The organism is Lentzea pudingi (genome assembly GCF_014646255.1).
Classification (GTDB): Bacteria; Actinomycetota; Actinomycetes; order Mycobacteriales; family Pseudonocardiaceae; genus Lentzea; species Lentzea pudingi.
The window spans coordinates 171426-198111 of the sequence record NZ_BMNC01000009.1 but is presented as its reverse complement, the minus strand read 5'-3'; the positions used below and the strand labels follow the sequence as shown (position 1 = coordinate 198111).

The following is a 26686-nucleotide window of genomic DNA, read 5'->3' as shown; positions in this document are numbered from 1 at the left end:
ACGGCGCTCCGTCAGAGACCGATGGCCTTGGCGATCTGCGTGGGCTTGAGCACCCGCAGGATCGCCTCGTACAGGTAGTAGTCGCCGTACGGCAGCGAGACCTCGACGCCGTCCTCGGACGGGCGGTTGCGCGTACCGCGCGCCAGGATCGCCTCCGCCCGCGTGGACCTGGTCGTGAGGCAGGTGCTCACCAGGCCGTCGAGGATCTTCAGCGCCCGGTCGTGGTAGCGGTGGGTGCCGGTGGCGTTGGCCAGGTCGAGCAGGCCGCACGCCATGATCGCGCCCGCCGACGAGTCCTTGATGTCGTTGGCGCCCAGCGGCGAACGGTAGTCCCACACCGGCACGCTGTCCGGGGTGAGCACCGACAGCGCGTAGTCGGAGAGCTTGCGCGCGGTGTCGCGGAACTCGCGCAGGCCCGTGCGGCGGTACATCGTCGTGAAGCCGTAGATGGCCCACGCCTGGCCGCGCGCCCAGCACGACGTCGGGCTGTAGCCCTGCACGGTGTTCGGGCCGATGGCCGCGCCGGTGTCCGGGTTGAAGTCGAACACGTGCGGGGTCGAGCCGTCCGCGCGCACGAAGTGCGTCTGGGTGGTCCTGGCGTGCGCGATCGCGATGTCGAGGTACTTGCGGTCGCCGGTCTGCTCGGTGGCGAACGCGAGCAGGTCCAGGTTCATCATCGTGTCGACGATGACGCGGCCCGCGTTGTTCGGCGTGCCGAGCGCACCCCACGCGCGGATGAACCTGCCGGTGGCGTTCCAGCGCTGGATCAGGGTGTTCGCGGCGTCGATCGCGCCGTCACGCCACTTGGTCGCGCCGGTGAGCCGGTACGCGGTGACCCAGGACGGGTAGAAGAGGAACCCCAGGTCGTGGTCGCGCGGCTGGAGCCGGCGGGGAGCCAGTCTGTCGTTGGCGGCCTCGGCGAGCGCGCGGAACCGGGCGTCGCCGCTGTCGAGGTGCGCGAGCCAGAGGGTGCCCGGCCAGAAGCCGCCGATCCAGCCGCCGTCGGCGACGTAGGTCCACCGCTCGGCCCTGGTGATCTCCGGGAACGAGGTGATGCCGGGTGCGACCGCCTTCAGCTTGGCGTTGCCGTAGTCGAGCGCCGCGCGGAGCTTCGCGGGGGAAGCGGTGGCTTCTCCCGCACCGATGGCCATGCCTGCTCCGGTGAGCAGGGGAGTGGCCGCTGCGGACGCCAGAAGGGTGCGTCGAGACAGATTCACGAGACCGTCCAGTCCCTTTCTTCGCCTTGCGCCCGGCGTCACCCTGCCAGATCCGGTCAAGCCGTGTAAAGGTGCGTCAAAAATTGATTCCCGCACCTTGCGCCAGGGCGCTGACCGGCATAAAGAGGCGGATCATGTATATGAAACCGCTGGAATCCGACGTTGTAAAAAGAATTGTTCACAAGGATGAACAATGCGCAGTTCAGGTGCGGAGCAGAACCGCGTCCAAATGGCGCGGGCTCAGGCCGTGGCGACGCTTGAACGCGGCGTTGCCCCGGCCGCCCTCGAGCGTGGACTTGCCCAGCCGGATCGCGAGCCGGACGGACTCGGCGAACAACGCGCCGTACGGGCTGTAGTTGCCGTCCACGGCGTAGTCGACGCCGCAGGTCCAGGTGTGGAAACGGGTGGCGTCGGTGAGGCACACGCCGGCCGCGACGAGCTTGCCGTGCTGGCGCACCTCGATCACGTGCGCGAGCTCGCCGAGCGACGTCACGAACTTCCCGAAGGTGGCGCCGGGGTAGTACCCGGTGTTCTCGAAACGGCTGGCGGTCTTGACGCACAGCAGGGTGATCTCGTCGAGCGACGCCTGCTCGACCGGCATCGTCTCGATGGTGACGCCGGCCTCCCGCGATCTTCGCTCGTTGCGCCGGAGGTTCGCTCTGGCGCGCAGGCCCAGGCTCGCGAGGTAGCGCTCGTAGGTGGTGAGGCCGGTGACCCAGCGATCCGACAGGTGGCGTGCGGGCAGACCGGCCGCGCGCAACGCCTGGGACAGCGCGTCGCCGCGCTGGACGTTCATGAACCCGCACCACGGCACGTCGAGCATCGACGCCGTGCGCATCATGGCGTCCAGCAACCGCGGCAGCACCTTCGCGGTGGCGGGCACGTGCGCGTCGTAGCAGTGCCAGGTGTGGCTGAGCAGCGCCGGTTGGCCGACGGCCTCGGGGTACACCTCGTGCAGGCGGCGCAACGGGTTCGCGGCCTTCTGGAGATAGGCCGGCATGACGGCGACCACCTCGTCGCCGTCCCTGGCCACGAAGTACGCGAACGCCTCGATCGCCGTCAGCGGCGTCTGCTCGTAGGCACTGACGTACGCGTGTTCGTAGAACACCGGCGCACCTGCTCGGTGCACCACGGCATCCCAATCGGCAGAATCGATTTCCCTTATGGTGGTGGAGAATTCGACGTGCACGCCATCACTGTACGGCTTGCCAGACGGCGAAGGGGACGTCGATCTCGTCGCGGCTCAGGCCGCCGTGCTCGTAGCGCACCGTCGGGTCCGGGACGGGGAAGCGCGGTGACGCGGCCACCGCGACGACCGGGCCGGCCTCGGGCTGCGGCAGGCCGAGGTCCGTGGCGTGGTGCACGGTCGCCGAGTCACCCAGAGCCGTTGCCACGCGGTCGAAAACGGCCTCCAGCCGGTCGGCCGCCGGGTAGAGCCAGCGCAGGCGGCCCGCGCCGCCGGAGGGGATGACGCACTCCTCGCGGACGATCGTGTCCCAGGCCTCGACGAGCGCGGGATCGGGCTCGACGGCGACCATGCCGTGGTCGGAGTGCGCCACGACGGTCCAACCCTGTGCGGCCCAACGGGAAGCGTGCGCGTCCAGACGGAGCATGGCCTCGTGCACCGACTCGTCGTACCCGTTGCGGCGCACGTGCTCGCCGATGTTGACGTACGTCCAGAGGAACCGCGCGTCCTTGAGCGCCTTGTCCAGGTCGGCCACGACGTTCGCGACGAGCAGCGGCGGATCCTCCGACTGCGCCGCCAGTTTGTGCGCGGCGGGCGCGGGTATCCGGGTGCACCCCCGCAGCAGGGCCTGGGCCCAGGTCCCCTCGAGGTGGTCGAGTTCGCGGGCCAGCACGGTCGCGCCGTGCCGTTCGAGCACGGTCGGCAGCACCGGGACCGCGGGCGTGCCGTTGATCGCGTGCACGAGCCCGGAACCGTTGCGGTACACCGTTCCCGGCACTCGGTGGACGTCGGCCGGGACACCGGTCAGCGCCGTCAGCAACGCCGTCGCGGACGTCGACGGGACCGTCGAGGAGAGCGTGGACACGGAGGCGGACAACCACGACTGTTTGGCCACGTCCGACGAGAGACCGTTCACCGCCAGCACGATCACGCCGGACTGCGCCTTGCCGAGGGCGTGTTCGAGCCGGGAAGGTATCTCCGCCAGTGACATTCGGTGACTGTAACGCATCTCATCGGGTCAAGATTGCTCGATCGGGCGCTCAGATCCGCACAATGGCTGCCGATGGGGTAAAGAAGACTTGGTAGAAGGAAGGTGGCGGATGACGGTCGGAGTTCTGGACGTCGGGTGCTTCAGCGCACACCTGGTGGTCGTGGAACGAGACCTGATGCGTCCGCTGGTGTCCCACAAGGTCCGGCTGAGACTCGACCGCGAGCTGGACGCGGAGGGCGCGATCAGCCGCGCGGGCATCGAGTCGCTCTGCGACGCGGTGTTCGCCGCGCACAAGAAGGCGGGCGACGTCCCGTTCCTGCCCTTCGCCACCTCGTCCGTTCGCGACTCGGCGAACGTCGACGAGGTGATGCGCAAGGTGGCCAGACGCACCGGCGTCGAGCTGAAGGTGTTGTCCGGCAAGGAAGAAGCCCGCCTCTCCTACGTCGCGGCCCGGCACTGGTTCGGCTGGAGCGCCGGCCAGATGGTCGTCCTGGACGTCGGCGGCGGCACCGTCGAACTGGCCGCCGGATCCGGCGCCGAACCCGAGCGCGCGGTGTCCCTGCCTTTGGGGGCAAGGACTCTGACGCGCACCGGGCTCACCGTCGAGGACATGCGGCTGGAGGTCGCGGACCGCCTGGCGACCGCGTTCCCCTGGGGCGAGAGCGATCGCGCGGTCGGGTGCTCGAAGGTGTTCGAACAGCTGGCCCGCCTCGCCGGCGCCCGCAGCGACACCTACGCGCCGCGTCAGCTGCGGCTCAGGGACCTGGAGAAGTGGATCCCGCGGCTCGCGAAGCTCTCGGTGCGCGAACGCGCGGCCCTGCCGGGGATCTCCCGCCACCGGGCCCAGCAGTCGCTGGCGGGCGCGGTGGTCGCGGAGGGCTTGATGAAGGTCTCGGGCCACGACGTCGTGGACATCTCCCCGTGGTCCACCAAGGAAGGCCTGCTGCTCTCACTGGTGGAGCGGTCGCGCGCGCGGAGCTCGTCCGCGGCCTAGCAGGCGCTCAGGGCGGTGACGGCGTCGTCGACGTCGTCGAACAGCAACAGCAACCGGTCGACCGCTGTCATCTGCAGCGGGCGCAGCACGATCCGGCTGTCGCTGACGACGCCGAACCTGACGCCGAGCTCGTCGGCCTGGTGCTGGGTCTCCACCAGCGCACGGATTCCCTCGGACCCGAAGAAGCGCACCTCCCGCAGGTCGAGGACCAGCGCGGGCGGCCTGCGGTCGAGCAACTCGGCGATCCTGCTGGTCACCGGTGCCGACGACATCATGTCGATCTCGCCCGTCAGGGCGACGATCGGGATGGACTGGACGTAGGTGGTTCTCTGCCGAAGCTGGTTCATGGGGACTCCCGTCCAGGCCGACCGTACGCGCCATCGGCGGACGTCCACAACCGGAGCCGTGCCCCCACGGCGGCTACACGAGCAGGAAAGCCCTGGTGAGGAGCATCGCGGCCACCAGTACCGCGAACAGCACGATGATCGCGATCACGATGCGCCCGGCGGTCGCCTTGGGCGGGGTCCGTTCGTGGTGGGACAGGCCCGTGGTGGTCGATCCGGAGTCGGGAGGGGTCTCTCCGGGGTTCACCCCGCCGCCGGGCTCGGATCCGGGGGTGAGGTCGGGCTCGGGGTCGGGCGGAAGAGCGGTCATACGGGGTGAGGTACCCCGTTTTCACGCTTCTAGCTGGGCCCAGACCACTTTCCCGCCGTTCTGCTGTTCCGTCCCCCACCGCACGCTCAGCGCCTGCACGAGCTGCATGCCGCGCCCGCGTGCGCTGTTCGGGTCCACGGGTCTGAGCTGGGGCAGTCGCGACGACTGGTCGTGCACCTCGACGAGCATGCCGCCCGCCTTCCGGCTCACCGTGAGTGTGATCGGTCCCTCACCGTGGTCGATGCCGTTGGACACGAGCTCGGTGACGACGAGCTGCGCGTCGTCGGTGAGATCCTCGGGCAGCTCCCACGACACCGCGGCCTCGCGCACCACCTGACGTGCGCGAGCACACGAGCCGCCCTCGGCGGTCAGGATCACCCGCACCTCTGCCAGTGGGTCGTTCAACACAGGGCGCATCGTCGCACATCCGGCGGGTCGTCCGGATCTTTCAGCCCCCCGGTGGTCGCGTGCTCGGACGTCGTGCTGCACGATTTGGGTCGCACGAGTCGGGCGTGGCGGAAGGAAACGGCGACGATGGAGCTCAACGTCGGAAGCGATGTCCAGCGGGGATGGCGAGTTCTCGCCGTCGCCGGGGAACTGGACATCGACACCGTGCCCTTGCTGTCCGCACGGCTCGACTCGGACGTGACCGGGTCGCACGCCGTGCTGGACCTGGCCGAACTGGCCTTCATGGACTCGACCGGCCTCGCGCTGGTCCTGGACTGGCACCGCAGGCTCGCCGAGGCCGGCGGGCAGCTGCGGATCGCCGCTGCCCAGGGGCCTGTCCGGCGGTTGTTCGAACTCGCCGACGTGGCCGAGGTGCTCAGCCTCTTCGAGTCGGTGGACGTGGCCGTTCAGGAAGCGGTGGACTCGGCCCGCTGACCGGTCAGGCCTCCGCCGACACGCCCAGGTAGTAGGCGATCAGGCGGATGAGGTGTTCGGTGTCCACCGGCTTCGTGACGTAGTCGGTGGCGCCGGAGGCCAGTGACTTCTCCCGGTCGCCCTTCATCGCCTTGGCGGTGACGGCGATGACGGGGAGGTCCGCGTAGCGCTCCATGGCCCGGATCGCCGAGATCGTGGCGTTGCCGTCCAGTTCGGGCATCATGATGTCCATCAGGACGATGGCCACGTCGTCGTACTGCTCCAGCGCGCGCACGCCCGTGATGCCGTTGTCGGCGTAGATGGCCTCCAGCCCGACGAGCTCGAGCACGCTCGTGAGGGCGAAGACGTTGCGCAGGTCGTCGTCGACGACCAGGACCTTCTCGCCGTGGAACCGGATCGCGCCCGAGCTCGCGATGACCGGCGCCGGGGTGACGATCGGGGTCGGTTCCGGCAGGACGATCGCGTCCGAGACGACCCTGCCGAGCGGCAGGCAGAGCGTGAAGGTCGAGCCGATGCCCGGCTCGGAGCGGACCCGCAGGGCGCCGTTGAGCAGCTGGGACAGCTCGCGGCTGATGGACAGGCCCAGGCCCGTGCCGCCGTACTTGCGCGACGTCGTGCCGTCGGCCTGCTGGAACGCCTCGAAGATGACGGCGAGCTTCTCGGCCGGGATGCCGATGCCGGTGTCGTGCACGTCGAACGCCACGGTGGACGGGTCGTCCATGCGCACGTGCAGGCGGATGCCACCGTCGTGGGTGAACTTGACCGCGTTCGAGAGCAGGTTCCGGAGGATCTGCTGGAGGCGGTGCTCGTCGGTGTGCAGCGTCTCCGGCACGTTCGGGTCCACGCGGACGGAGAACTCGAGGTTCTTCTCCGCCGTCAGCGGCAGGCACAGCGTCTCGACGTAGCGGACCAGCTCGTCGAGGCGGACCGGGTCCTCGTGCAGCGTCATGTGGCCGGCCTCGACCTTGGTGAGGTCGAGGATGTCGTTGATGAGCTGCAGCAGGTCGGAGCCGGACGAGTGGATCGTGCGGGCGAACTCGACCTGCTTGGGGTTGAGGTTGCCGTCGAGGTTGTCCGCCAGCAGCTTCGCGAGGATGAGCAGCGAGTTCAGCGGCGTGCGGAGCTCGTGGGACATGTTCGCCATGAACTCGGACTTGTACTTCGAGGCCGTCTGGAGCTGGCGGGCGCGGTCCTCCAGTTCCTCGGAACCGGCCCTGAGCTCCGTCGTGAGGCGCTGGGACTCGACCAGGAGGGCGTCGGTGCGGGAGTTGGCCAGCAGCGTGTTCACGTTGACGCCGATGGCCTCCTTGAGCTGGTCCAGGAGGTCGAGGTGGACGTCGGAGAACTCGTTGAGCGACGCGAGCTCGATCACGCCCAGGGTCTCGCCCTGGAACAGGATCGGCAGGATCACGAGGTTGACCGGGGCCGACTCGCCCAGAGCGGACGACACGGTCAGGTAGCCGCCGGGGACCTGGGCGACCAGGATCGTCTTCTTCTCCAGCGCCGCCTGGCCGACGAGCGACTCGCCCATGGCCACGCGGGTCATGCGGGCCGCGTCCAGACGGAAGCCGTAGGTGGCGGTCAGCTCCAGCGACTGCTTGGAGTCGTCCTCCTCGATCTGGAAGAACGCCCCGTGGTGGGCGCTGACCAGCGGCGTCAGCTCGCTCATGATCAACGAGGCCAGCGCGCGCAGGTCGCGGTGGCCCTGCATCAGGCCCGAGAGACGGGCCAGGTTGGTCTTGAGCCAGTACTGCTCGCGGTTGGCCCGCGTGGTCTCCTTCAGGTTCGCGATCATCTGGTTGACGTTGTCCTTGAGCTCGGCGAGCTCCCCGGACGCGTCGACGGTGATCTGCCTGGTCAGGTCGCCCGCGGTCACGGCGGTGGCGACGGCGGCGATGGCGCGGACCTGGGTGGTGAGGTTCGACGCGAGCTGGTTGACGTTGTCGGTCAGCTTCGACCACGTGCCGGCCACGCCGTCGACCTCGGCCTGGCCACCGAGCTTGCCCTCGGTGCCGACCTCGCGGGCGACACGGGTGACCTCGTCGGCGAAGCTCGACAGCTGGTCGACCATCGTGTTGATCGTGGTCTTGAGCTCCAGGATCTCGCCGCGCGCCGAGACGTCGATCTTCTTCGTCAGGTCGCCCTGCGCCACCGCGGTGGTGACCTGGGCGATGTTGCGGACCTGGTTCGTCAGGTTGTCCGCCATGAAGTTCACCGAGTCGGTGAGGTCCTTCCACGTGCCGGCCACACCGGAGACGCGCGCCTGGCCGCCCAGGATGCCCTCGGTGCCGACCTCGCGGGCGACACGGGTGACCTCGTCACCGAACGCGCGGAGCGTGTCGACCATGCCGTTCAGGGTGTCGGCGAGGGTCGCGACCTCGCCCTTCGCCTCGACGGTGATCTTCTTCGACAGGTCGCCGTTCGCGACGGCGGTGGCGACGGCGGCGATGTTGCGGACCTGGTCGGTCAGGTTGTCCGCCATCAGGTTGACGTTGTCGGTCAGGTCCTTCCACGTGCCGGCGACGCCCTGCACGCGGGCCTGACCGCCCAGCCGGCCGTCGGTGCCGACCTCGCGGGCGACGCGGGTGACCTCCTCGGCGAACGACGACAGCTGGTCCACCATCGTGTTCAGCGTCGACTTCAGCTCGAGGATCTCGCCACGCGCGTCGACCGTGATCTTCTGCGACAGGTCGCCGTTCGCGACGGCCGTGGCGACGTGCGCGATGTTGCGGACCTGGTTGGTCAGGTTGTTCGCCATGAAGTTGACGTTGTCGGTCAGGTCGCGCCAGGTGCCGGCGACGCCCGGCACCTGCGCCTGACCGCCCAGGCGGCCCTCGGTGCCGACCTCGCGGGCCACGCGGGTGGCCTCGTCGGCGAAGCTCGACAGCTGGTCGACCATCGTGTTGATCGTGGTCTTGAGCTCGAGGATCTCGCCGCGGGCGTCGGCCGTGATCTTCTGCGTCAGGTCGCCGCGCGCGATCGCCGTCGTCACCGAGGCGATGTTGCGGACCTGGGTCGTCAGGTTGTTCGCCATGACGTTCACCGACTCGGTGAGGTCGCGCCACGTGCCGGCGACGCCCGGCACCTGCGCCTGGCCACCGAGGCGGCCGTCCGAGCCGACCTCGCGCGCGACACGCGTGACCTCGTCGGCGAAGCTCGACAGCTGGTCGACCATCGTGTTGATCGTCGACTTCAGCTCGAGGATCTCGCCGCGGGCGTCGACGGTGATCTTCTGGGTCAGGTCGCCGAGCGCCACGGCCGTCGTGACCTGGGCGATGTTGCGGACCTGGGTCGTCAGGTTGTCCGCCATGAAGTTCACGTTGTCGGTCAGGTCGCGCCACGTGCCGGCGACGCCGGGGACCTTCGCCTGACCACCGAGCTTGCCGTCCGTGCCGACCTCGCGCGCGACGCGCGTGACCTCGTCGGCGAAGCTCGACAGCTGGTCGACCATCGTGTTCAGCGTGTTCTTGAGCTCCAGCATCTCGCCGGAGACGTCGACCGTGATCTTCTGCGTCAGGTCGCCGTTGGCCACCGCCGTCGCGACCTGGGCGATGTTGCGGACCTGGTTGGTCAGGTTGTTCGCCATCGAGTTGACGTTGTCGGTCAGGTCGCGCCACGTGCCGGCCACGCCGGGCACCTTCGCCTGACCGCCCAGGCGGCCGTCCGTGCCGACCTCACGGGCGACACGGGTGACCTCGTCGGCGAAGCTCGACAGCTGGTCGACCAGGCCGTTCACCGTCGAGCCGAGCGTCGCGAACTCACCGCGCAGCGTCTGGTCCGACATGCGCTTGGTCAGGTCGCCCTCGGCGACGGCGGCGAGCACGCGGCTCAGCTCCGTCGTCGGTCGCATCAGGTCCTCGACCAGGCCGTTCACCGAGTCGGCGATCAGCGACCAGCCGCCGGCGGTGCCCGCGGGCGCCACCCGTTCGGTCAGCCTGCCCTCCTGGCCCACGGCCTGGCGGACGCGGCCCAGCTCACCGGCGAGCCACTGGTTGCGCTCGGCGATCTCGTTGAACACGTCGGCGAGCGCCGAGACGGGCCCGTTCCCCGGCACGACGAGCCTGCGGCGGAAGTTGCCGTCCCGCAGATCTCTCATGGCGGAGAGAACCCGTTCGAGGGTCGCGTCCGTCTCTTCGTTGGCCGTGGTCACTCAAGCCTCCGTGCCTCGGTGGTCGCAGCCAAGCCTGCCACGTTAGGTTGGGAGCGAGGTAACTTGATCCCCCGACGCACGCCGACTACCCGCAGGAGGCCGTCATGATTCGGCCGAGCGCGCTGGCCGGAAGCGGATGAGCAGCGCTGTGGGCATCGACCTCGACGGCTGGCAGCGCCTGGTGGACGGGCTGCGCGAAGCCGTCTTCGTCGTGGATCCCGCCGGAGTGGTGCGCGTGCGCAACGCCGCGGCCGCGGACCGGTTCCCCCGCCTGGGCGTCGGCGGGCACTTCGACGTGCACGTCGCGGGCCGCCAGCACGACCTCGGCGAGGGCTGGAGCGCCTGGTACTTCACGGACTCCGCGTTCGACCACGCCCACCTGAGGCTCGCCGGGGGCTCGTCGCGCGAACTGACGCTCAAGACGATCGTGCAGCTCGCGGCGGAGTTGCTGGGCGAGCACTGCGTCGCCGTGGTGCCCGCCACGCGCGATCGGCTCGAGTGGTGGCGGTGCGGAGGCGGCGAACCGACGGTCACGCGCACGCCGCGCCGGGCCTCGGAGATCGCGGAGGTGCTGACCGGCACGTCGACGCTCACCAGGATCACCTCTTTGGGTGAGGGCAGCTGGGGCGTGCCGGAGGACTTCGGCTGCGCGCTCGCGGTGCCGCTGGGGGTCGGCGGTGCGCTGGTCGTGGTGCGCAAGGGCGACTTCGCGCCGAACGACGTGGAGCGCGTGCGGCTGTTCGGCAAGCACGCGGCCGTGGCGCTCGAGTCGTCGTCGATGCTGACCGAGCAGCAGCGGACGATCGAGATCCTGCGGTCGGCGCTGCTGCCGCTGCCGTTGCCCGAGGTGCGCGGTGTGACGCTGGCCTCGGTGTTCATCCCTGCCCACCAGCGCGCGCTGGTCGGCGGCGACTTCTACGACGTGCACCCGCGCACGGACGGTTCGGCGACGTTCGTGCTGGGCGACGTCTGCGGCCACGGCCTGGAGGCGGCGGTCCACAGTGGACGTGTGCGGCAGTCGCTGCAGGCGCTCTCGCTGGTCGAGACGAACCCGGTGCGGCTGCTGCACCTGCTGAACACGTCGTTGCGCGCGACCGGTTCGAAGCTCTTCACCACCCTCGTCGTCGGCGAGCTGGTGCCGCTGGCGGACGGGGGAGTGCGGCTGTCGCTCGCGTCCGGCGGCCACCCCGCGCCGCTGGTGCTGCGGGCGGACGGCAGCGTGGACGAGGTGGGCGCGACCGGGGCGATCGTCGGGATCCTGGCGGATGTCCGGTTCTCCGGCGAACAGGTCACGCTGGCGCCGGGGGACACGCTGGTGCTGTACAGCGACGGGTTCACCGAGGCCCGCGCGCACACGGACCGCACGGAGCTGTTCGGCGACCAACGTCTGCGGGCGGTGCTGAAGGAGTGCAAGGGGCTGCCGGCGGAGGAGATCGCACGGCATTGCGAACGGGCCGTGCTCAAGTGGCTGGATCGCGACGACCACGACGACCTGGCGTTGCTGGCCGTCCAGGCGGTGTGAACGAAATTCCCGGTACAAGGGTTCATCTCGCGTTCGTTTGCCACGACAGGTTGACCGGCTGAGATCGGCGCATGTCCCACTCTCACGATCACCCGCACGGTGATCACGCGCACCACCACCACGAGGTCGAGCCGGTCGAAGGCAGCTGGCTCGACCCCGAGGACGACCGCCCGTCGTCGGTCGAGCGGCGCAAGTTCCTGGCAGGGCTGGGCATCGCGGCCGGTGCCGCCGGAGCCGTCGCCGTGGGTTCCGGCAGGGCCGAGGCGCACGTCCCGGTCAACCCGTGGGGCGGCGGTGAGCGCTGGTACGCGGGCGACCACCACATCCACACCCAGTACTCCGACGACGGCCAGTACACGATCGCGCAGCAGGTCGCCAAGGCGCACGAGTTCGGCCTGGACTGGGTCGTGATCACCGACCACGGCGGGGTCGCGCACCAGAAGTTCTCGATCGACCAGATCACGCCGGACATCGAGAAGGTCCGCCGGTCGCAACGCGACGTGCTGGTCTACCAGGGCCTGGAGTGGAACATCCCCGGCGCCGAGCACGCCACCGTGTTCCTGCCACCGGGCAAGCACACCGTCGACATCCTCAAGGCGTTCGAGCTGTCCTACGACGGCCGGATCGCGAACAACACCGAGTCGCTCGCCCTGGCCGCGCTGCGGTACCTGGAGGCGCAGGTCCTCTCCGGACGGACCGAGATCGCGCTGATGTTCGCGAACCACCCGTCCCGGCGCGGCGTCGACAGCCCGCACGAGATCCGCGGCTGGCGTGACGCGGCCCCCGGCGTCGCGGTCGGCATGGAGGGCGCGCCCGGCCACCAGGCCGCCGGCACGCCGAAGTCCGCGGGCGGCTCCGGCCGTGCGCGCGGCTACTACGACACGGCCGCCCCGCTGCCGGAGTCGTTCCAGGCCTACCCGCCGGAGTCCTACCGCACGCACGGCGGGTTCGACTGGATGACCGCGAAGGTCGGCGGCTTGTGGGACTCGCTGCTCGCTGAGGGCCGTCCGTGGTGGATCACCGCGAACTCGGACGTGCACCAGGTCTTCAACGACACGCTCACGCCCGGCAAGCAGGACTACGCCACGACCGGGTCGAAGGGCGCGCCGATCGACTCGGGCGTCAAGCAGACCGCCTACGGCGACTTCTTCCCCGGCCAGTACGGCGCGAACGTCGTCGGCGCCCGCTCGAAGTCCTATGTGGACGTCATGCGCGGCCTGCAGGCGGGCAAGGTCCTGACCGTGCACGGTCACCTGATCGACGGCCTGGAGCTGCGCGTGCGCTCGCGCGACGACCTGCGCGGCGTGACGCTGGGCGGGCGGACGTTCGTGCGCCGCGGCGGCGACGTCGAGGTCACCATCGAGATCGACCGCACCACCGGCCCGAACTTCTCGGGCGCCACGCCCGTGCTGGCCAAGGTCGACCTGATCTCGGGGCCGGTGACCGGTCCGTCCGCCGACCGCGACCTGTTCGTGGCGCCGGAGACGGCCGTCACGAAGACGTTCGAGGTCCCGCGCAAGGGCAAGATCCGGTTCACGCACACCTTCAAGAACGTCGAGCGGTCGTTCTACCTGCGGCTGCGGGGCAGTGACGGCAAGCGGCTCACCTCGGCCGGTGACCCGATGATCGACGAGATCGCGAACTCCGACCCGTGGCAGGACCTCTGGTTCTACGCCAACCCGGTGTTCGTGGACGTGGTCTGAGTAGGTTGGGCTCGTGTCCATGAAGCGCGAGCCCGACCGCTTGGTCCTCTTCACCGACGCCGTGGTCGCCATCGCGATCACACTGCTGGTGCTGCCCCTGGTGGAGATCACCTCGGAGCCGGGCTCCGAGCCCGCGAGCGAACTGGTCGCCCGTCACTGGCCGCAGATCTTCAGCTTCCTGCTGAGCTTCGCGGTGATCGCGCACCTGTGGTTCACCCACCACCGGCTGTTCGAGAACGTGAAGCGGTACAGCTCCGCGCTGGTGGTGCTGAACATGGCGTGGCTGCTCACCATCGTGGTGCTGCCGTTCCCGACCGAGCTCGTCGGCAGGCCGGGAGAGGACCACTTCACCCAGTTCTTCTACATCGGCACGATCACCGTCAGCAGTGCGCTGCTGACCGCGATCACCCTGCTCGTGAACGGAAACCCGGAGCTGGCCGTGGAGGCACGCGGGCTGTCACGGCCGGTGGTGCTCCGTGCGCTCGTGCCGACCGCCGTGCTGCTGCTCGCCCTCGTGCTGTCGCCGTTGATCAGCTACTGGGGCCTGCTGTTGCTGCTGCTCAGCCCGTTGGCGCAGCGGATCCGATGACCGAGAGCAGCTGCAGCTTCTCGTAGCTCTCACTGCCCGGCGTGGCCGTGTAGACCAGCAGGAAGTGCGACTGGACCGGGTCGAGCAGCGTCTGGCACTGCAGTTCCAGCGCGCCGACGCTCGGGTGCACGTAGCGCTTGAACTCCTTGGGGCGCAGGCCGATCTCCTGCCTGTCCCAGACGGTCCGGAACTCCTCGCTGCCCGCGAGCAGGAGATCGGTGTAGCTCGCCGCGCGGGAGCCCGGACCGTGGCGGGTGAGGGCCTCGCGCAGGCCCGAGGCGAACATCCGGCCGAGGAACTCGTGGTCGGCCGGTTCGTACAGCGCCCGCGCCGACGGGTCGGTGAACCAGCGGTAACCGAGGCTCCTGGCCGGTCCGGTGTGGCGGCTCGAGTCCCCGGTCAGCGCGATGCCGAGCGCGGTCTGGCGCAGGGTCTCGCCCAGTTCGGTGGCGATCTCGGCCGGGGTGTCGTGCAGGCGGTCGAAGATCCGCGCGAGGCCGGGGCTGACGTGCTCGCTGATCGCGCCGCAGGTGGGAGGGCTGTGCCCGGCGAGCCGGAACAGGTGGTCGCGTTCGTCCAGCGACAGGTGCAGGCCCTGGGCGATCGCGGCGATCATCTGCTCGGACGGGTGCGGGCCGCGTTCCTGCTCCAGGCGCGCGTAGTAGTCGGTGGACATGTTGCAGCGGGCCGCGACCTCCTCACGGCGCAGGCCGTTGGTCCGGCGTCGCGGCCCGCGCCGCAGACCGATGTCCTCGGGCTGCAGCGCCTCCCTGCGGTGCCGCAGGAACGCGGCCAGACCGGCTCGGTCGATCGCCACGGTGGCTCCTCTCGTCCGCCTCTTTTCTAACGCGCGCACGCGGCCGTAGCCACGGATCGTCAGGTCCTGGATGCGCACCGGCCCGTCCGTCCATCGTGGAGACACCACCACGACGAGCAGGGGAGTGCGCGATGAGCAGGAAGTTCGACGTCGAGATCCCGGACCTGTCCGGCAGGCGCGCGGTCGTCACCGGCGCGAGCGACGGGGTCGGGCTCGGCATCGCGGAACGGCTCGCGGCGGCCGGGGCCGAGGTCGTCATGCCCGTCCGCAACCAGCGCAAGGGCGAGGCGGCGATCACGGCCATCCGGCGGCGGACCCCGGCCGCTCAGGTGTCGCTGCGCTCGCTCGACCTGTCCTCGCTGCGGTCGGTCGCCGCGCTCGGCGACACGCTGCTGGCGGAGGGCGAGCCGGTGCACATCCTGATCAACAACGCGGGTGTCATGACCCCGCCCGAACGGCAGACGACCGCGGACGGGTTCGAGCTGCAGTTCGGCACGAACCACCTGGGGCACTTCGCCCTCGTCACGCACCTGCTGCCGTTGCTGAAGGCCGGTCGCGCCCGCGTGACGTCGCAGATCAGCATCGCGGCCAACCAGAACGCCATCAACTGGGACGACCTGAACTGGGAGCGCTCGTACAGCGGCGCCAAGGCCTACAGCCAGTCGAAGATCGCGTTCGGCCTCTTCGGGCTGGAGCTCGCGCGGCGCAGCGAGGCGGGGGGCTGGGGCATCACCAGCAACCTCTCCCATCCCGGGGTCGCGCCGACCAACCTGCTGGCCGCCCGTCCCGAGGTGGGGCGCGCCACCGACACGCTCGGCGTGCGCGCGATCCGGGTGCTGTCCCGCCTGGGTGTGCTCGGCACCGTCGAGTCCGCACAGTTGCCGGCGCTGCTCGCCGCGACCGTGCCCAACGCGGCCGAGTTCTACGGCCCGAGCCGCGTCGCGCACCTGAGCGGGCCGCCCGCCGAGCAGGCGCTCTACAGCCGTCTGCGCAACGTCGACGAGGCGCGCAGGGTCTGGGAGGTGTCGGAGGAGCTGGTGGCTAGCGGACTCCGTGCGGGCGGAACTGGACGCTGATCCGCGGGCCGACCACCGTGGACGTCTTCGGGATCGCGTGCTCCCAGGTGCGCTGGCACGAGCCGCCCATCACGAGCAGGTCGCCGTGGCCCAGCGCGTACTTGTGCGTCTCGCCGCCGCCCCGTGGCCGCAGCAGCAGGGCGCGGGGCGTGCCGACGGACAGGATCGCGACCATCGTGTCCTCGGTCTGGCCGCGGCCGATCGTGTCGCCGTGCCACGCGACGCTGTCCCGGCCGTCGCGGTAGTAGCAGAGACCGGCCGTGGTGAACGGTTCGTGCAGCTCGGCCAGGTAGTGCTCGCTCAGCCTGTCGCGGGCCGTGGTGAGGACGTCGAACGGCAGGGCGCCGCTGTAGAAGCAGAGCAGGCGCGGCACGTCGACCACCGCGTCGTACATCTGGCGGCGTTCGGCCCGCCACGGCACCTCGGCGACGAGCTGGTCGAACAGCGCGTCGGCGCCCGCGAGCCAGCCCGGCTGGACGTCGATCCACGCGCCGTGCGCGAGTTCGGTGCGGCGCGGGGCGAGCGGAGTCAGTTCCGGCTCCGCTTCCAGGTCGAACAGGGATCCCTGGCGCATGCACCGCAGCCTAATCGAACACGTGTTCTACGGCGACCCGGGGTTGCGAGGATTCAGCACGGCCCACACGGCGTCCGCGACGATCTCGCGCGCCTGCGCCAGGTCGAAGACCCCGAGCAGGAACCGGCGCACCGACTCGTGCGCGGGCCCCATCGCCACCGGCTCCAGCGCCCACGGCGGCAGCGCGCGCAGCTCACCGGCCGCCGTCCTGTCGAGGAACCACGCCAGCACCGGAGCGAACTCCGCCATCTTGGCCGCCGGGTCGGCGTGATCCGGTGCGGCGTAGAGGAAACGCGCCCGGCTGGGGTTCGCCATCACCCAGTCGAGGTAGCTCAGCGTCAGGCCGCGCACGCCTTCCTCGGCCGACCCCGCCTTCAGCGCGGGCAGCATCGCGGCGACACAGCGGCCGTAGCTGTCGGCGTAGAGCTGCGCGAACACGCCCGCGCGGCTGCCGAAGTGGTGATAGATGCTGCCGTTCGACATGCCCGACCGCTCGGTCAGGGCCGCGATCGTGACGGCGTCGAGGCCGCCTTCCTCGACGAGCTTCAGCGCCGCGTCGAGGAGAGACTGTCGTCGGTCGGGCACGAGGGTTAGAGTACCGCTCTGGAGCGACGCTCCAGAGAAGGGGAGAAGCAATGGCGCTGTCGATTCCCGGCCTGCTGCGCGACCGTGTCGCCCGCACGCCCGACGCCGAGGCGATGCGGTACCGCGACGACGGTGGCTGGGTCTCGCTCACGTGGTCCGAGCTGCAGGAACGGGTGGCGGCGGAGGCGTTCGGGCTCGCCGGCGCCGGTCTGCGCAAGGGCGACCGCGTGGCGTTGATGGGTCCCACGAGCATCGAGTGGATCGTCACCGACCTCGCCGTGCTCGCCGCCGGGGGCGCCACCACGACGATCTACCCGAACAGCTCGGCCGCGGAGGTCGAGCACGTCGTCGGCGACTCCGGCAGCCGGATCGTGGTCGTGGGGACCGACGAGCACGCCGCGATGATGCCGGACGGCGTCGAGGTGCTGCGGTTCGGCGCCGTGCCGCGGGGCGAGGGCGACTACGAGGCGTTGATCAGCGATCTCACGCCGGACGACCTGGCGACGTTGATCTACACCTCGGGCACGACCGGCACGCCCAAGGGCGTCGAGCTCACCCACGAGAACTGGCTCACGACGGCGGAGGCCGTCGCGTCGCTGGGGATCCTGCAGCCGACGGACCTGCACTTCCTGTGGCTGCCGCTGTCGCACGCGTTCGGCAAGGTGCTGACGATGGCGATGATCGCCGCGGGCGTGCCGACCGCCGTCGACGGCAGCGTCGAGCGGATCGTGGACAACCTGGGCGAGCTGCGGCCGTCGATCGTGGCCGCCGCACCGCGCATCTTCGAGAAGATCCACGGCCGGATCGTCGCGGGTGCGCGGGAGAAGGGCGGCGTCACCGAGAAGATCTTCCGGTGGGCCGACCGCGACCACGGCCCTGCGACGCGCTGGCTTGCGGACCGCCTGGTGTACCGCAAGCTGCGCGACCGGGTGGGCGGCCGCATCCGCTACTTCGTGTCCGGCTCCGCGCCCCTCGCGCCGGAGATCGCCGAGTTCTTCGAGCGCTCCGGCATCACGATCCTCGAGGGCTACGGCCTCACCGAGTCGTCCGCGGCGACGTTCTTCAACCGGCCGGGCATGATCAAGATCGGCACGGTCGGCCCGCCGATCCCCGGCATGGACGTCAAGATCGCCGAAGACGGCGAGGTGCTGCTGCACGGACCGGGTGTCATGCGCGGCTACCACAACAGGCCGGACGCGACCGCCGAGTCGCTGGTCGACGGCTGGCTGCACACCGGCGACATCGGCGAGCTCGACGACGCCGGCCGGTTGACGATCACCGACCGCAAGAAGGAGCTCATCAAGACCTCGGGCGGCAAGTACGTGGCGCCGACCCGGATCGAGAGCATGATCAACGCGGCGTCGCCGTACATCAGCAACGTGATCGTGCACGGCGACCGCCGCAAGTACTGCGTGGCACTGGTGACGCTCGACCAGGACACCGCCTCGGGTCTCGCCGACGCCGAGGCCGAGGTCTCCCGGGCGGTCGAGACCGTCAACGCGCAGCTCGCGCGGCACGAGACCATCAAGCGCTTCGCGGTGCTGGAGAACGACTTCAGCGTCGAGGACGGGCTGCTGACCGCGTCGCTGAAGCCCCGCCGCCGGGAGATCGAGAAGCGCTACCAGGACGTGCTGGACGGCCTGTACTGAGCTCGCGCGGGACAAGAGCGAACCGCCCACGGCGGAAGTGGTGGGCGGTTCGCTCTTGACGTTCGATCAGCGACGGTCGCGCGGTTCGTCGTCGCGCTCGACCTCGACGCGCTCCTTGCGCACCTCGCCCTTGACGTCTCGCTGCTCGGTGACGGCGTTCTTCTCCAGCCGGACCCGTTCCGTGGCCTCGGTGCGCTTCTGTACCACCGGTTCCTCACGGTGCAGGGTGACCTCGGCCTGCTCGTCGGCGAACGCGCGGCCCGGTTCGCCCTTCGCGGGTTCGCGGACGACGCGGACCTCCTCGTGCGTGACGGGCACGGTGATGTTGCGCTGCTCGGTGACCGTGTGCTTGACCAGGCGCACGCGGCCCGCCTCGACGTTGCGGGTGCCGACGTCGAGCTTCTCCTCGGAGAGCGTGACCTCGGCCGCGTCACCCTCGTTCCGCATGGCCGACTTGTCCCGCGTGCCGGCGCGCTTGGCGTCCTGCCTGCCGTCGAGGCGGTCGTGCTCACCGGTCTTGGCGTGCGGGATCATCCCGTAGTGCCGGTAGAGGGCTTCCTGCTCCTCGTCCGACATGTGGTCGTCCTCGGTGTGCACGCTCGGCGCGTCCTTCACCTGCGCCTTGGAGACGGGGACGGTGATGCCGCCGCCCGCCACCTCGCCCTGCTGGATCGGGACGAAGCTCTCCCTCATGCCGAAGAGTCCGGTGTGGACCTCGGCCCACATCGGCTTGCCGGTGCCGTCCTCGAGCCAGACCCGTTTGACCGAGCCGATCTTCTCGCCCCGGTTGTCGATCACGTCGCAGTCGTACAGAGCCTCAACGTGCGTCTGGTCGATCATCGTGCCGTCCCTCCGCGTTTGCCTTGGTTGCCTGCCACCGCGAAGTACCCGCCACTGTGGACTGAATCTCAGCCGCCCACCGACCGGGTGACCGCACGCGCGTGGCAGTTCAGCCGACCGGGGGACGTCACCACGGGATGACGCCGTCGTCGTCGAAGAAGCCGCCGCGCGGGCCGTCGTCGGGCAGGGTCGCGAGTCGGATCGCGATGGCGGCACCCTGCTCGGGAGTGCGCGTAGAAGCGTGGCCGGTGAAGTCGGTGGCGACATAACCGGGGCAGCACGCGTTGATGACGACGTTCGTGCCTTCGAACGCCCGCGCGTACTGGACGGTGATGCTGTTGAGCATCGACTTCGACGGCGCGTAGGCGGCCATGATCGGGCCGGTCCGCAACGCCAGCGAACCCATGTTGCTGGACACGTTCACGATGCGCGGCGACGCGGCTCGGCGCAGCACCGGGAGCAGGGCGTTCGTGACCCGGACGACGCCGAGCACGTTGGTGTCGAGGACGGTCCGGATGGTGCCGAGGTCGATGCTCGTCGGGTCCTGAGGTGCCGGACCGCCGATGCCGGCGTTGTTGACGAGCACGTCCAGCCTTTCGATCGACGCGGCGGCCTGCGCGACGCTGTCGTCGGAGGTCACGTCCAGCGGGACCCCGAACGCATCGATCCCCTTGACGCGCAGGCGTTCGACGGCGTCCTTGCGGCGCACGTCGTCCCGCGCGCCCACCGCGACCGTGAAGCCGAGCGCGCCGAGCCCCTCGGCGATGGCGAAGCCGATTCCCTTGTTCGCGCCGGTGACCAGCGCGGTCTTCGTGTCGTTCACCCGGTCCATGCTCGGCAGCCGCGGACGTGCTGTCCAAGATCGATCCAGTACGCCCTGATACCCCACCGGTATTAGGCTTGGCCGGTGGACCTGGAGACCCGTGAACTGCGGTACTTCGTCGCTCTCGCGGAGGAACTCCACTTCGGGCGCGCGGCCGCACGGCTCGGCATCGCGCAACCGCCTCTCTCGCGGGCGATCCACCAGCTGGAGCGGCGGCTCGGCGTCCGGCTGCTCGACCGGGACCGCCGCGGCGCCGCGCTCACCGACGCCGGCCGGGTACTGCTCCGGGAGGCCCGATCGGCTCTGGACGCGGTCGAGGCGGCCGTGCACCGGACCCGCCGGGCCGGGGACCCCGACCGGCCGCTGGTGCTCGTGACGAAGGCCGGCGCGTCCCACGAGCTGTTGCGGGCGCTGCTCGACGAGGTGAGCGACCCGGTCGAGGTGCTGCTGTGCGAGGTGGGGGAGCAGGCGCACCGGCTGCGGGACGGCCAGGCCGACGTGGCGATCATGCACCGGCCCTACGACGACCTCGCCGGGTTCGAGACCCAGGACCTGCGCACCGAGGGCCAGGTCGCGATCGTGCCCGCCGCGCATCCGCTGGCGGAGCGCGAGAGCGTCACGCTCGCCGAGGTCAGCGACGTGCCTGGCCTGCCGATCGCGCGCTGGCCCCGGCTCGACGGCACCTACCCGGACGGTCCGGGACCCGAGGTGCGCACGCAGTCGCAGCTCGCTCAGCTCGTGGCGCTCGGCCTGACCCTGCTCGTCATCCCCGCCTCCAGCCGCGCCTGGCAGTGGCCGGAACACGTCGCCGTGCCCGTCGTGGACGCACCCGACGTCACGACACTGCTCGCCTGGCCGCCGGGTGCCCCGGTCGGGCCGCTGGTCGAAGCGGCCAGGCGACGCGACCTAGTCGCAGACGGCTCCGCGTGACGCCGAGCCGACCAGCTTGGCGTACTTGGCGAGCACCCCGCGTTCGTAGCGGGGAGGCAACGGCGCCCAGCCCTCCTTGCGGCTCTCCAGGTCGGCCTCCACGTCGAGCGTGCCGTCGGCGACGTTCAGCGTGATCCGGTCGCCGTCGCGCACGAACGCGATGGGCCCGCCGTCGACCGCCTCCGGTGCCACGTGCCCGACGCACAGGCCGGTCGTGCCGCCGGAGAACCGGCCGTCGGTGAGCAGCAGGACGTCCTTGCCCAGCCCCGCGCCCTTGATGGCGGCGGTGATCGCGAGCATCTCGCGCATGCCCGGCCCGCCCTTCGGGCCCTCGTAGCGGATGACGACGACGTCGCCCGCGGTGATCGTGCCGTCCTCCAGGGCGTCCATCGCGGCGCGTTCGCGGTCGAACACGCGGGCGGTGCCGGTGAAGACGTCGGAGTCGAAGCCCGCAGACTTGACCACGGCACCCTCGGGGGCGAGCGAGCCCTTGAGGATCGTGATGCCGCCGGTGTGGTGGATGGGCTTGTCGAGCGCGCGCAGCACCAGGCCGTCCGGGTCGGGCGGGGCGATGTCGGCGAGGTTCTCCGCGACCGTGCGGCCGGTGACGGTGAGGCAGTCGCCGTGCAGCAGACCGGCGTCCAGCAGCGCCTTCATCACCACGGGCACGCCGCCGATGCGGTCGACGTCCGTCATCACGTGGCGGCCGAACGGCTTCACGTCCGCGAGGTGCGGCACGCGCGCGCCGATGCGGCTGAAGTCGTCGAGTGACAGCTCCACGCCGGCCTCGTGCGCGATGGCGAGCAGGTGCAGCACCGCGTTGGTCGAGCCGCCGAACGCCATCACGACGGAGATCGCGTTCTCGAACGCCTCGCGCGTCATGATCTGCCGCGCCGTGATGCCCTTGCGCAGCATCTCGACCACGGCCTGGCCGGACCGGCGCGCGAACCCGTCCCGGCGCCGGTCGGTGGCCGGGGGAGCGGCACTGCCCGGCAGCGACATGCCCAGCGCCTCGGCCGCGCTGGCCATGGTGTTCGCGGTGTACATGCCGCCGCAGGCGCCCTCGCCGGGGCAGATCGCGCGTTCGATCAGGTCGACGTCCGCACGGCTCATCAGCCCGCGCGCACAGGCCCCGACGGCCTCGAACGCGTCGATGATCGTGACTTCCTTCTCGGTGCCGTCGGAGAGCGTGACCCGGCCGGGCAGGATCGACCCGGCGTAGAGGAACACGCTCGCGAGGTCGAGCCGCGCCGCCGCCATCAGCATGCCGGGCAACGACTTGTCGCACCCCGCGAGCAGCACCGACCCGTCGAGGCGCTCGGCCATCATGACGGTCTCGACGCTGTCCGCGATCACCTCGCGCGAGACCAGCGAGAAGTGCATGCCCTCGTGGCCCATCGAGATGCCGTCCGACACCGAGATGGTGCCGAACTCCAGCGGATACCCGCCCGCCGCGTGCACGCCGTCCTTGGACGCCTTCGCGAGGCGGTCCAGCGGCAGGTTGCAGGGCGTGATCTCGTTCCACGACGAGGCGACGCCGATCTGCGGCTTCTCCCAGTCCTCGTCACCCATGCCGACGGCCCGGAGCATGCCGCGCGCGGCGGTGCGCTCCAGGCCGTCGGTCACGTCGCGGCTGCGTGGCTTCACGTCCGGTGTCTCGGTCATGAGGGCACGCTAGTCGCTCTTACGACGGGTTGGCCGCGTGAGTCAGCGTCTCCCAGGCGATGAACAGGTTGTCCGTCCCGTGTGGACGCTTCGACTCCGTGTAGAGCTTGGTGTTCGCCATCGCGATGCCGAGCCGGGTGTTCAGGGCGTTGAAGCTGACCTCGGGCGTCGGCCCGAGCTCACGGGAGTAGCTCCCGCCGCACAGCCAGGACGGCACCGGCTCGCCGTTCTGGTGCTTGGTGTGCAGGCCCCACGCGTGCCGCATGCGGTCCTTGATCTCGCCCCAGATGTCCTGGCCCTGGATCCGCGCGGTCTCGGCGAGGTGCGAGGCGGCACTGAGCCCGTAGGCCGTGTGGGCGAAGTCCCGGCACGTCTCCTGGGTGAGTCCGTCGACGAACGTCGACTGGTTGTGCCAGTAGGAGATGATCTCAGCCCTGGTGTCGATGCCGCTGCCCGGCGGCGTCCTCGGCAGCGCCCCGTCGGTGGTCAGGTAGATGAACGCCTGGATGCGCGTCCGGAAGATGCTCACGGCCTTGTCGTAGGCCGCGCGGTCCTCCAGGAACACGGCGATGCCGATCGACGCCTCCATCATGCTGAGCTCCCAGTTGCCGTTGGTGTTCGCACGGCCGTTCTGGATCTCGGGCAGGTAGACGGTGCGCAGCATCGTGGCGAACCGGGCGCTGTTCGGCCAGGTGCCGTAGACGTGCTTCATGATCTCGGCGGCCTTGGGCCAGCTGCTGGCCGACCACGCGGTCTGCAGCGGGGCGTTCGAGTTGGTGTGGTCGCGGATGGTGTTCGACCAGGCGTCCATGATCTGGATGGCCTTGGTCGCGTACCTGGCGTCGCGGGTGACGTACCAGGCGAGCGACAGGGTGTAGGCGGCGAGCGCGTCCTCGCGTTCGTCGGTGCAGCCGTTGTTCGGGTTGCTGACGGGGCCGCACTCCACGACGGCGCGAGGCTTCGGCGTGCGGTTCAGGTCCGCGTACTTCGACGCCATCATGCGGTCGTAGGCGGTCTTCCACGGCTGGGCGCCCGCGAGCACCTTGGTGCGCATGAAGTCCAGCTGCGGCCGGGAGACCACGACTCCCGGGTGGACGAACGTCGCCGGCGCCGCTTGGGCGGTGACCGGGACCAGGAGGGATGCCAGCAGTGCGATCAGCACCGTGCAGGAGCGGGTGACCATGCGGTCAGTGTTAGTGGTCTATACCTTTCCGGTCAACCATTCCGGAACAACGTTCACGCTGGTGAACAGACCTCAAGCGGGACAACGAAAATCCCCCGGTGCGCGGGAGGGGCACCGGGGAATTTCGCCTACCTGAACTGCGTGGTCAGGACGTCACTCGCGGCACTTCTTGCCGGTGTTGACGCAGTTGACGAGGCGGTTCATGATCTTCTGCGACATCACGTTGGCGAAGTCGTCGTGATCGGTGAGCGGGTTGTGCTCCTCCTCCGGGAAGGAGTCGACCAGGTAGCGACCTTCCTGCTGGACGTTCAGCGGGATGTTGTAGGTCAGCGAGATGCGCAGCTGCGGCACGGCCTTGAAGCCCTGCTTGCACTTGCCGTTCTGGTCCGGGAACACGATGTGGTCGCGGTGGTTCGCGGAGTCGATGTTCTTGCCGTCCCAGCAGCTCGGGAAGTCGTGCACGCGCTTGACCTTCTGGCCCTGCGGGCAGATCGGGTACTTGTCCATCAGGACCTTGTCCTCGAAGCCCGTGCAGGTCCAGGACGCCTTGGCGTTCTTCGGGCCGTTCTGGCCGGCCTTGGCGTCGCCGTAGAGCACGCGGAGGAACTTGGGCATCGCGGTGACCTTGCCGACGGGCGAGCCGCGGAAGGTCAGGTCGACGACGGCCGGGCGCTGGATCTCGCCCTCGTTGCCCTCGAGCTCGTTGTTGGCGTTCTCCTCGCCGTTGTTCTGGTTCTTCTTGTCCTCGGTGCCCTCGGCCTGGGCGTCCTCGGAGTTCTGGCCACCGTTGTCGAGGCCCTGCTGGCCCTGGGCCTTGTCCTTCACGGCGCACGCGGCGGCCGGGTTCAGGTCAGGCGCCTGCTGGCCCTGGCGGCTGAACGCCAGCATCATCCGGTTCAGGATGGCCGCGCGCTTCTCGCGCGTCGGGCCGACGATGATGTTGTCGCGGTCCTGTGCCTTGGTGGCCGCGACCTTCTTCTCGGCCTCCTCGGTCACCTTCTCGATGTTCTCGAGCTCGCGGTCGATCTCGGCCTGGGCCGCGTCCGGCACGTCCTCGGGGAGCAGCGACGCGACGTCCGGGCACTCGAGCTGGGCCGCTTCCTTGGCGGCCTTGTCCTTGTCCTGCTGCGCCTTGTCGTCCTTCTTCGGCGGGGCCTGCTCGGCGGGCGGCGCGGCCTCCTCCGCCTCCTCCGCCTCCTCGTCGACGATGCGGACGACGGGCCAGAAGTAGGCCGACTTGTCACCGTTCTTGCACGTCGTGCCGGCCGCCTGCAGCGACTGGTTGTTCGAGTCCGCGTTCGTGGACAGGTTGCCGACGTAGTCGTGCAGGTGCTCGGCACCGTTGCGGACACCGGGCTGTGCGATGAAGTTGTCCGGGTTGAAGTGCCCGTTCTCGTTCCGTCCGCAGTTCACGGTGAACGTGCCTGTGGTGGCGTTGTTCTGTTGCCTTGGTTTCTTGACGTTCGGCTTCACCTTGGTGATGTCGACGAACAAGCTCTTGTCCGGTCCGTCGGCGAGCGCGGAGCCATCAGAAGAACTGATGGCCACCACCGCGGCACCGCCCGCGACCACGGCCATCGCCGCAGCGGCGGCGGTGAGCCAGATCGTGGATTTCCTCCGGTGAATAGCCATTTGCCACCTCGTGGTAGTCAGATAAAACGGCATGGCGAAGCTGACGGCGGTATGGGCCGCTATCTTCGGAATGAACCTGGGTGTGCTGTTTTACTAGTACGAACGAGATTTCCGCCGTGTTTTCTTCGATCGGGATATCATTCGCATCCCCACCAGCGCGAGCGCGAGCACCGCGATGGCGCCGAAGAAGACACCGTTGTTGTCACCGAACACGCCCTGCTCGGCGGTACGGGTGAACCTGGTGCCCTCCGGCACGGTCGGGATCACTCCGTCGGTCGGGTTCGCCGTCTGTTCGGCCGCCGCCTGGTCGCCCGTCGCGTCCGCTGCCCCGGTGTTGTTCTCGGCGGGAGGCGGAGGTGCGAGCGGCTGCGGTGACTCCAGTCCGGCGAAGTCGACCTTGCCGGTCTCCTCGAGCACCTTCATGTGGTCGAAGACGGTGATCATCGCTTGCGTGGAAAGGATGCGGATGAGCTCGTTCTTGGTGCCGGCCCGGATCTGCGCCGCGTAGGCGTAGACCTTGCCGTGGGCCGCGCGGAGCCGGTTGGCGAAGACGACGTCGAACTCGTCGCCGTTCGCCGCGTCCATCTCCGCGAGGAAGCCCTTCTGCTCGTCCGAGGCCTCCGTGGGCAACGTGTGGCCGAGCAGCACGCCCGCCCGGTTCACCACGTTGTCGAGAAGGGTGTGCCCCTCGATGAGGTGCTTGCAGGCCTCGAGGATCTTGGGCTGGTCGGGCCGCTTGGCCCTGCCCTTGTCGCCCGCGGGCTTCTCCCACAACCCGGCCTGCTTGACCCGGTTCATGAAGTCCCGGTCGGCCGGTCCGAGCGGACCCCACTGCGTCTGGACGACCTCGTCGCCCTTGCCGCCGCTGTCGGGCGGCGGCGTGGAGATCGGGGCGGACGGCGTGGTGGGCTGGCCGATGGCGCTCCCGGTGTTCAGGAGCACGGCCAGCGCACAGCCGGCCAGCGCGACCATCAGTCGCGTCGGCTTCGCCAAGTCCATGGGGAGTCGCACGAACGGGAATACG

At 69.8% G+C, this 26686-nt stretch carries 24 protein-coding genes; 8 read left to right on the top strand and 16 right to left on the bottom strand.

Features of this window, described 5'->3' with window-relative positions; translation table 11 throughout:
* Positions 1 to 11 precede the first annotated feature (11 nt).
* The 3 genes from IEY88_RS28830 to IEY88_RS28820 all read right to left on the bottom strand — a co-directional run bounded on the left by IEY88_RS28830 (position 12) and on the right by IEY88_RS28820 (position 3394).
* A complete protein-coding gene (locus tag IEY88_RS28830) occupies positions 12 to 1217 on the bottom strand; it encodes a glycoside hydrolase family 88 protein (RefSeq protein ID WP_229693852.1) in 1206 nt (401 codons plus the stop codon).
* A gap of 202 nt (positions 1218 to 1419) precedes the next feature.
* Complete coding sequence (locus IEY88_RS28825) at positions 1420 to 2325, bottom strand: GNAT family N-acetyltransferase (protein WP_189158015.1); 906 nt, start codon at positions 2323 to 2325, stop codon at positions 1420 to 1422.
* Positions 2326 to 2410: 85 nt separating this feature from the next.
* Positions 2411 to 3394 (bottom strand): hypothetical protein, encoded by a 984-nt coding sequence (locus tag IEY88_RS28820; protein WP_189158014.1) that lies wholly within the window; start codon positions 3392 to 3394, stop codon positions 2411 to 2413.
* A 109-nt stretch (positions 3395 to 3503) separates the two neighbouring features.
* Here IEY88_RS28820 and IEY88_RS28815 point away from each other — a divergent pair, with 109 nt between their 5' ends.
* Positions 3504 to 4388, top strand: coding sequence for a Ppx/GppA phosphatase family protein (locus IEY88_RS28815; protein ID WP_189158013.1), 885 nt, complete (start codon positions 3504 to 3506; stop codon positions 4386 to 4388).
* Here the strand turns inward: IEY88_RS28815 and IEY88_RS28810 are convergent.
* The 3 genes from IEY88_RS28810 to IEY88_RS28800 all read right to left on the bottom strand — a co-directional run bounded on the left by IEY88_RS28810 (position 4385) and on the right by IEY88_RS28800 (position 5450).
* Positions 4385 to 4735, bottom strand: a complete 351-nt coding sequence (locus tag IEY88_RS28810) for an STAS domain-containing protein (protein ID WP_189158012.1) — start codon at positions 4733 to 4735, stop codon at positions 4385 to 4387. The genes IEY88_RS28815 and IEY88_RS28810 overlap by 4 nt on opposite strands.
* A gap of 73 nt (positions 4736 to 4808) precedes the next feature.
* Complete coding sequence (locus IEY88_RS28805) at positions 4809 to 5042, bottom strand: DUF6480 family protein (RefSeq protein WP_189158011.1); 234 nt, start codon at positions 5040 to 5042, stop codon at positions 4809 to 4811.
* 21 nt (positions 5043 to 5063) lie between these two features.
* A complete protein-coding gene (locus IEY88_RS28800) occupies positions 5064 to 5450 on the bottom strand; it encodes an ATP-binding protein (RefSeq protein ID WP_189158010.1) in 387 nt (128 codons plus the stop codon).
* Between the two features lie 126 nt (positions 5451 to 5576).
* On the opposite strand from IEY88_RS28800, the gene IEY88_RS28795 reads away from it, so the two are divergent.
* Complete coding sequence (locus IEY88_RS28795) at positions 5577 to 5924, top strand: STAS domain-containing protein (protein WP_189158009.1); 348 nt, start codon at positions 5577 to 5579, stop codon at positions 5922 to 5924.
* Between the two features lie 4 nt (positions 5925 to 5928).
* Here the strand turns inward: IEY88_RS28795 and IEY88_RS28790 are convergent, their stop codons facing one another.
* Positions 5929 to 10074: a HAMP domain-containing protein gene (locus tag IEY88_RS28790; RefSeq protein ID WP_189158008.1), complete on the bottom strand. Its 4146-nt coding sequence runs from the start codon at positions 10072 to 10074 to the stop codon at positions 5929 to 5931.
* Between the two features lie 136 nt (positions 10075 to 10210).
* Here IEY88_RS28790 and IEY88_RS28785 point away from each other — a divergent pair, with 136 nt between their 5' ends.
* From IEY88_RS28785 to IEY88_RS28775, 3 genes are all read left to right on the top strand, one after another.
* Positions 10211 to 11596 (top strand): PP2C family protein-serine/threonine phosphatase, encoded by a 1386-nt coding sequence (locus IEY88_RS28785; RefSeq protein ID WP_189158007.1) that lies wholly within the window; start codon positions 10211 to 10213, stop codon positions 11594 to 11596.
* A 71-nt stretch (positions 11597 to 11667) separates the two neighbouring features.
* Positions 11668 to 13299 (top strand): PHP domain-containing protein, encoded by a 1632-nt coding sequence (locus IEY88_RS28780; RefSeq protein ID WP_189158006.1) that lies wholly within the window; start codon positions 11668 to 11670, stop codon positions 13297 to 13299.
* Positions 13300 to 13318: 19 nt separating this feature from the next.
* Positions 13319 to 13888, top strand: a complete 570-nt coding sequence (locus tag IEY88_RS28775; RefSeq protein WP_229693867.1) for a TMEM175 family protein — start codon at positions 13319 to 13321, stop codon at positions 13886 to 13888.
* Here the strand turns inward: IEY88_RS28775 and IEY88_RS28770 are convergent.
* On the bottom strand, positions 13860 to 14699 hold the full coding sequence (locus IEY88_RS28770) for a helix-turn-helix transcriptional regulator (RefSeq protein ID WP_229693866.1): 840 nt from the start codon (positions 14697 to 14699) through the stop codon (positions 13860 to 13862). The genes IEY88_RS28775 and IEY88_RS28770 overlap by 29 nt on opposite strands.
* Before the next feature lie 137 nt (positions 14700 to 14836).
* Here IEY88_RS28770 and IEY88_RS28765 point away from each other — a divergent pair, with 137 nt between their 5' ends.
* Entirely contained in the window at positions 14837 to 15781 is a 945-nt protein-coding gene (locus IEY88_RS28765; RefSeq protein ID WP_189158003.1) for an SDR family oxidoreductase, read from the top strand.
* Here the strand turns inward: IEY88_RS28765 and IEY88_RS28760 are convergent.
* Both IEY88_RS28760 and IEY88_RS28755 read right to left on the bottom strand, forming a co-directional pair.
* Positions 15747 to 16355, bottom strand: a complete 609-nt coding sequence (locus IEY88_RS28760; protein WP_189158002.1) for an alpha-ketoglutarate-dependent dioxygenase AlkB — start codon at positions 16353 to 16355, stop codon at positions 15747 to 15749. The genes IEY88_RS28765 and IEY88_RS28760 overlap by 35 nt on opposite strands.
* A 27-nt stretch (positions 16356 to 16382) precedes the next feature.
* A complete protein-coding gene (locus IEY88_RS28755; RefSeq protein ID WP_189158001.1) occupies positions 16383 to 16940 on the bottom strand; it encodes a TetR/AcrR family transcriptional regulator in 558 nt (185 codons plus the stop codon).
* A gap of 50 nt (positions 16941 to 16990) precedes the next feature.
* Between IEY88_RS28755 and IEY88_RS28750 the strand changes: the two genes are divergently transcribed.
* Complete coding sequence (locus IEY88_RS28750; protein WP_189158000.1) at positions 16991 to 18589, top strand: AMP-dependent synthetase/ligase; 1599 nt, start codon at positions 16991 to 16993, stop codon at positions 18587 to 18589.
* A gap of 66 nt (positions 18590 to 18655) precedes the next feature.
* Here IEY88_RS28750 and IEY88_RS28745 read toward each other — a convergent pair whose 3' ends face one another.
* Both IEY88_RS28745 and IEY88_RS28740 read right to left on the bottom strand, forming a co-directional pair.
* Positions 18656 to 19429 (bottom strand): DUF2382 domain-containing protein, encoded by a 774-nt coding sequence (locus tag IEY88_RS28745; RefSeq protein WP_189157999.1) that lies wholly within the window; start codon positions 19427 to 19429, stop codon positions 18656 to 18658.
* A 127-nt stretch (positions 19430 to 19556) separates the two neighbouring features.
* Positions 19557 to 20261 (bottom strand): SDR family oxidoreductase, encoded by a 705-nt coding sequence (locus IEY88_RS28740; protein WP_189157998.1) that lies wholly within the window; start codon positions 20259 to 20261, stop codon positions 19557 to 19559.
* An 81-nt stretch (positions 20262 to 20342) separates the two neighbouring features.
* Between IEY88_RS28740 and IEY88_RS28735 the strand changes: the two genes are divergently transcribed.
* Positions 20343 to 21182 (top strand): LysR family transcriptional regulator, encoded by an 840-nt coding sequence (locus IEY88_RS28735; RefSeq protein WP_229693865.1) that lies wholly within the window; start codon positions 20343 to 20345, stop codon positions 21180 to 21182.
* Here the strand turns inward: IEY88_RS28735 and ilvD are convergent.
* The 4 genes from ilvD to IEY88_RS28715 all read right to left on the bottom strand — a co-directional run bounded on the left by ilvD (position 21159) and on the right by IEY88_RS28715 (position 26661).
* Complete coding sequence (gene ilvD / locus IEY88_RS28730) at positions 21159 to 22847, bottom strand: dihydroxy-acid dehydratase (protein ID WP_189157996.1); 1689 nt, start codon at positions 22845 to 22847, stop codon at positions 21159 to 21161. The genes IEY88_RS28735 and ilvD overlap by 24 nt on opposite strands.
* Before the next feature lie 19 nt (positions 22848 to 22866).
* Positions 22867 to 24030 carry an alginate lyase family protein gene (locus IEY88_RS28725; RefSeq protein WP_189157995.1) on the bottom strand — a complete coding sequence of 388 codons (1164 nt, stop codon included), beginning with the start codon at positions 24028 to 24030 and terminating at the stop codon, positions 22867 to 22869.
* 153 nt (positions 24031 to 24183) lie between these two features.
* A complete protein-coding gene (locus IEY88_RS28720) occupies positions 24184 to 25662 on the bottom strand; it encodes a DUF1996 domain-containing protein (protein ID WP_189157994.1) in 1479 nt (492 codons plus the stop codon).
* A gap of 93 nt (positions 25663 to 25755) precedes the next feature.
* The gene (locus IEY88_RS28715) at positions 25756 to 26661 is read right to left on the bottom strand and encodes a DUF4142 domain-containing protein (protein WP_189157993.1); all 906 of its coding nucleotides are present in this window, start codon (positions 26659 to 26661) and stop codon (positions 25756 to 25758) included.
* Between the last annotated feature and the right edge of the window lie 25 nt (positions 26662 to 26686).

Bases quoted from the DNA above. Each gene is read 5' to 3' on its own strand.
- IEY88_RS28715 (WP_189157993.1), bottom strand. From the start codon at position 26,661: ATGGACTTGGCGAAGCCGACGCGACTGATGGTCGCGCTGGCCGGCTGT.
- IEY88_RS28725 (WP_189157995.1), bottom strand. From the start codon at position 24,030: ATGGTCACCCGCTCCTGCACGGTGCTGATCGCACTGCTGGCATCCCTC.
- IEY88_RS28775 (WP_229693867.1), top strand. From the start codon at position 13,319: ATGAAGCGCGAGCCCGACCGCTTGGTCCTCTTCACCGACGCCGTGGTC.
- IEY88_RS28815 (WP_189158013.1), top strand. From the start codon at position 3,504: ATGACGGTCGGAGTTCTGGACGTCGGGTGCTTCAGCGCACACCTGGTG.
- IEY88_RS28780 (WP_189158006.1), top strand. From the start codon at position 11,668: ATGTCCCACTCTCACGATCACCCGCACGGTGATCACGCGCACCACCAC.
- IEY88_RS28720 (WP_189157994.1), bottom strand. From the start codon at position 25,662: ATGGCTATTCACCGGAGGAAATCCACGATCTGGCTCACCGCCGCCGCT.
- ilvD (WP_189157996.1), bottom strand. From the start codon at position 22,847: ATGACCGAGACACCGGACGTGAAGCCACGCAGCCGCGACGTGACCGAC.
- IEY88_RS28740 (WP_189157998.1), bottom strand. From the start codon at position 20,261: ATGGACCGGGTGAACGACACGAAGACCGCGCTGGTCACCGGCGCGAAC.
- IEY88_RS28795 (WP_189158009.1), top strand. From the start codon at position 5,577: ATGGAGCTCAACGTCGGAAGCGATGTCCAGCGGGGATGGCGAGTTCTC.
- IEY88_RS28810 (WP_189158012.1), bottom strand. From the start codon at position 4,735: ATGAACCAGCTTCGGCAGAGAACCACCTACGTCCAGTCCATCCCGATC.
- IEY88_RS28750 (WP_189158000.1), top strand. From the start codon at position 16,991: ATGGCGCTGTCGATTCCCGGCCTGCTGCGCGACCGTGTCGCCCGCACG.
- IEY88_RS28785 (WP_189158007.1), top strand. From the start codon at position 10,211: ATGAGCAGCGCTGTGGGCATCGACCTCGACGGCTGGCAGCGCCTGGTG.
- IEY88_RS28820 (WP_189158014.1), bottom strand. From the start codon at position 3,394: ATGTCACTGGCGGAGATACCTTCCCGGCTCGAACACGCCCTCGGCAAG.
- IEY88_RS28760 (WP_189158002.1), bottom strand. From the start codon at position 16,355: ATGCGCCAGGGATCCCTGTTCGACCTGGAAGCGGAGCCGGAACTGACT.
- IEY88_RS28745 (WP_189157999.1), bottom strand. From the start codon at position 19,429: ATGATCGACCAGACGCACGTTGAGGCTCTGTACGACTGCGACGTGATC.
- IEY88_RS28765 (WP_189158003.1), top strand. From the start codon at position 14,837: ATGAGCAGGAAGTTCGACGTCGAGATCCCGGACCTGTCCGGCAGGCGC.
- IEY88_RS28805 (WP_189158011.1), bottom strand. From the start codon at position 5,042: ATGACCGCTCTTCCGCCCGACCCCGAGCCCGACCTCACCCCCGGATCC.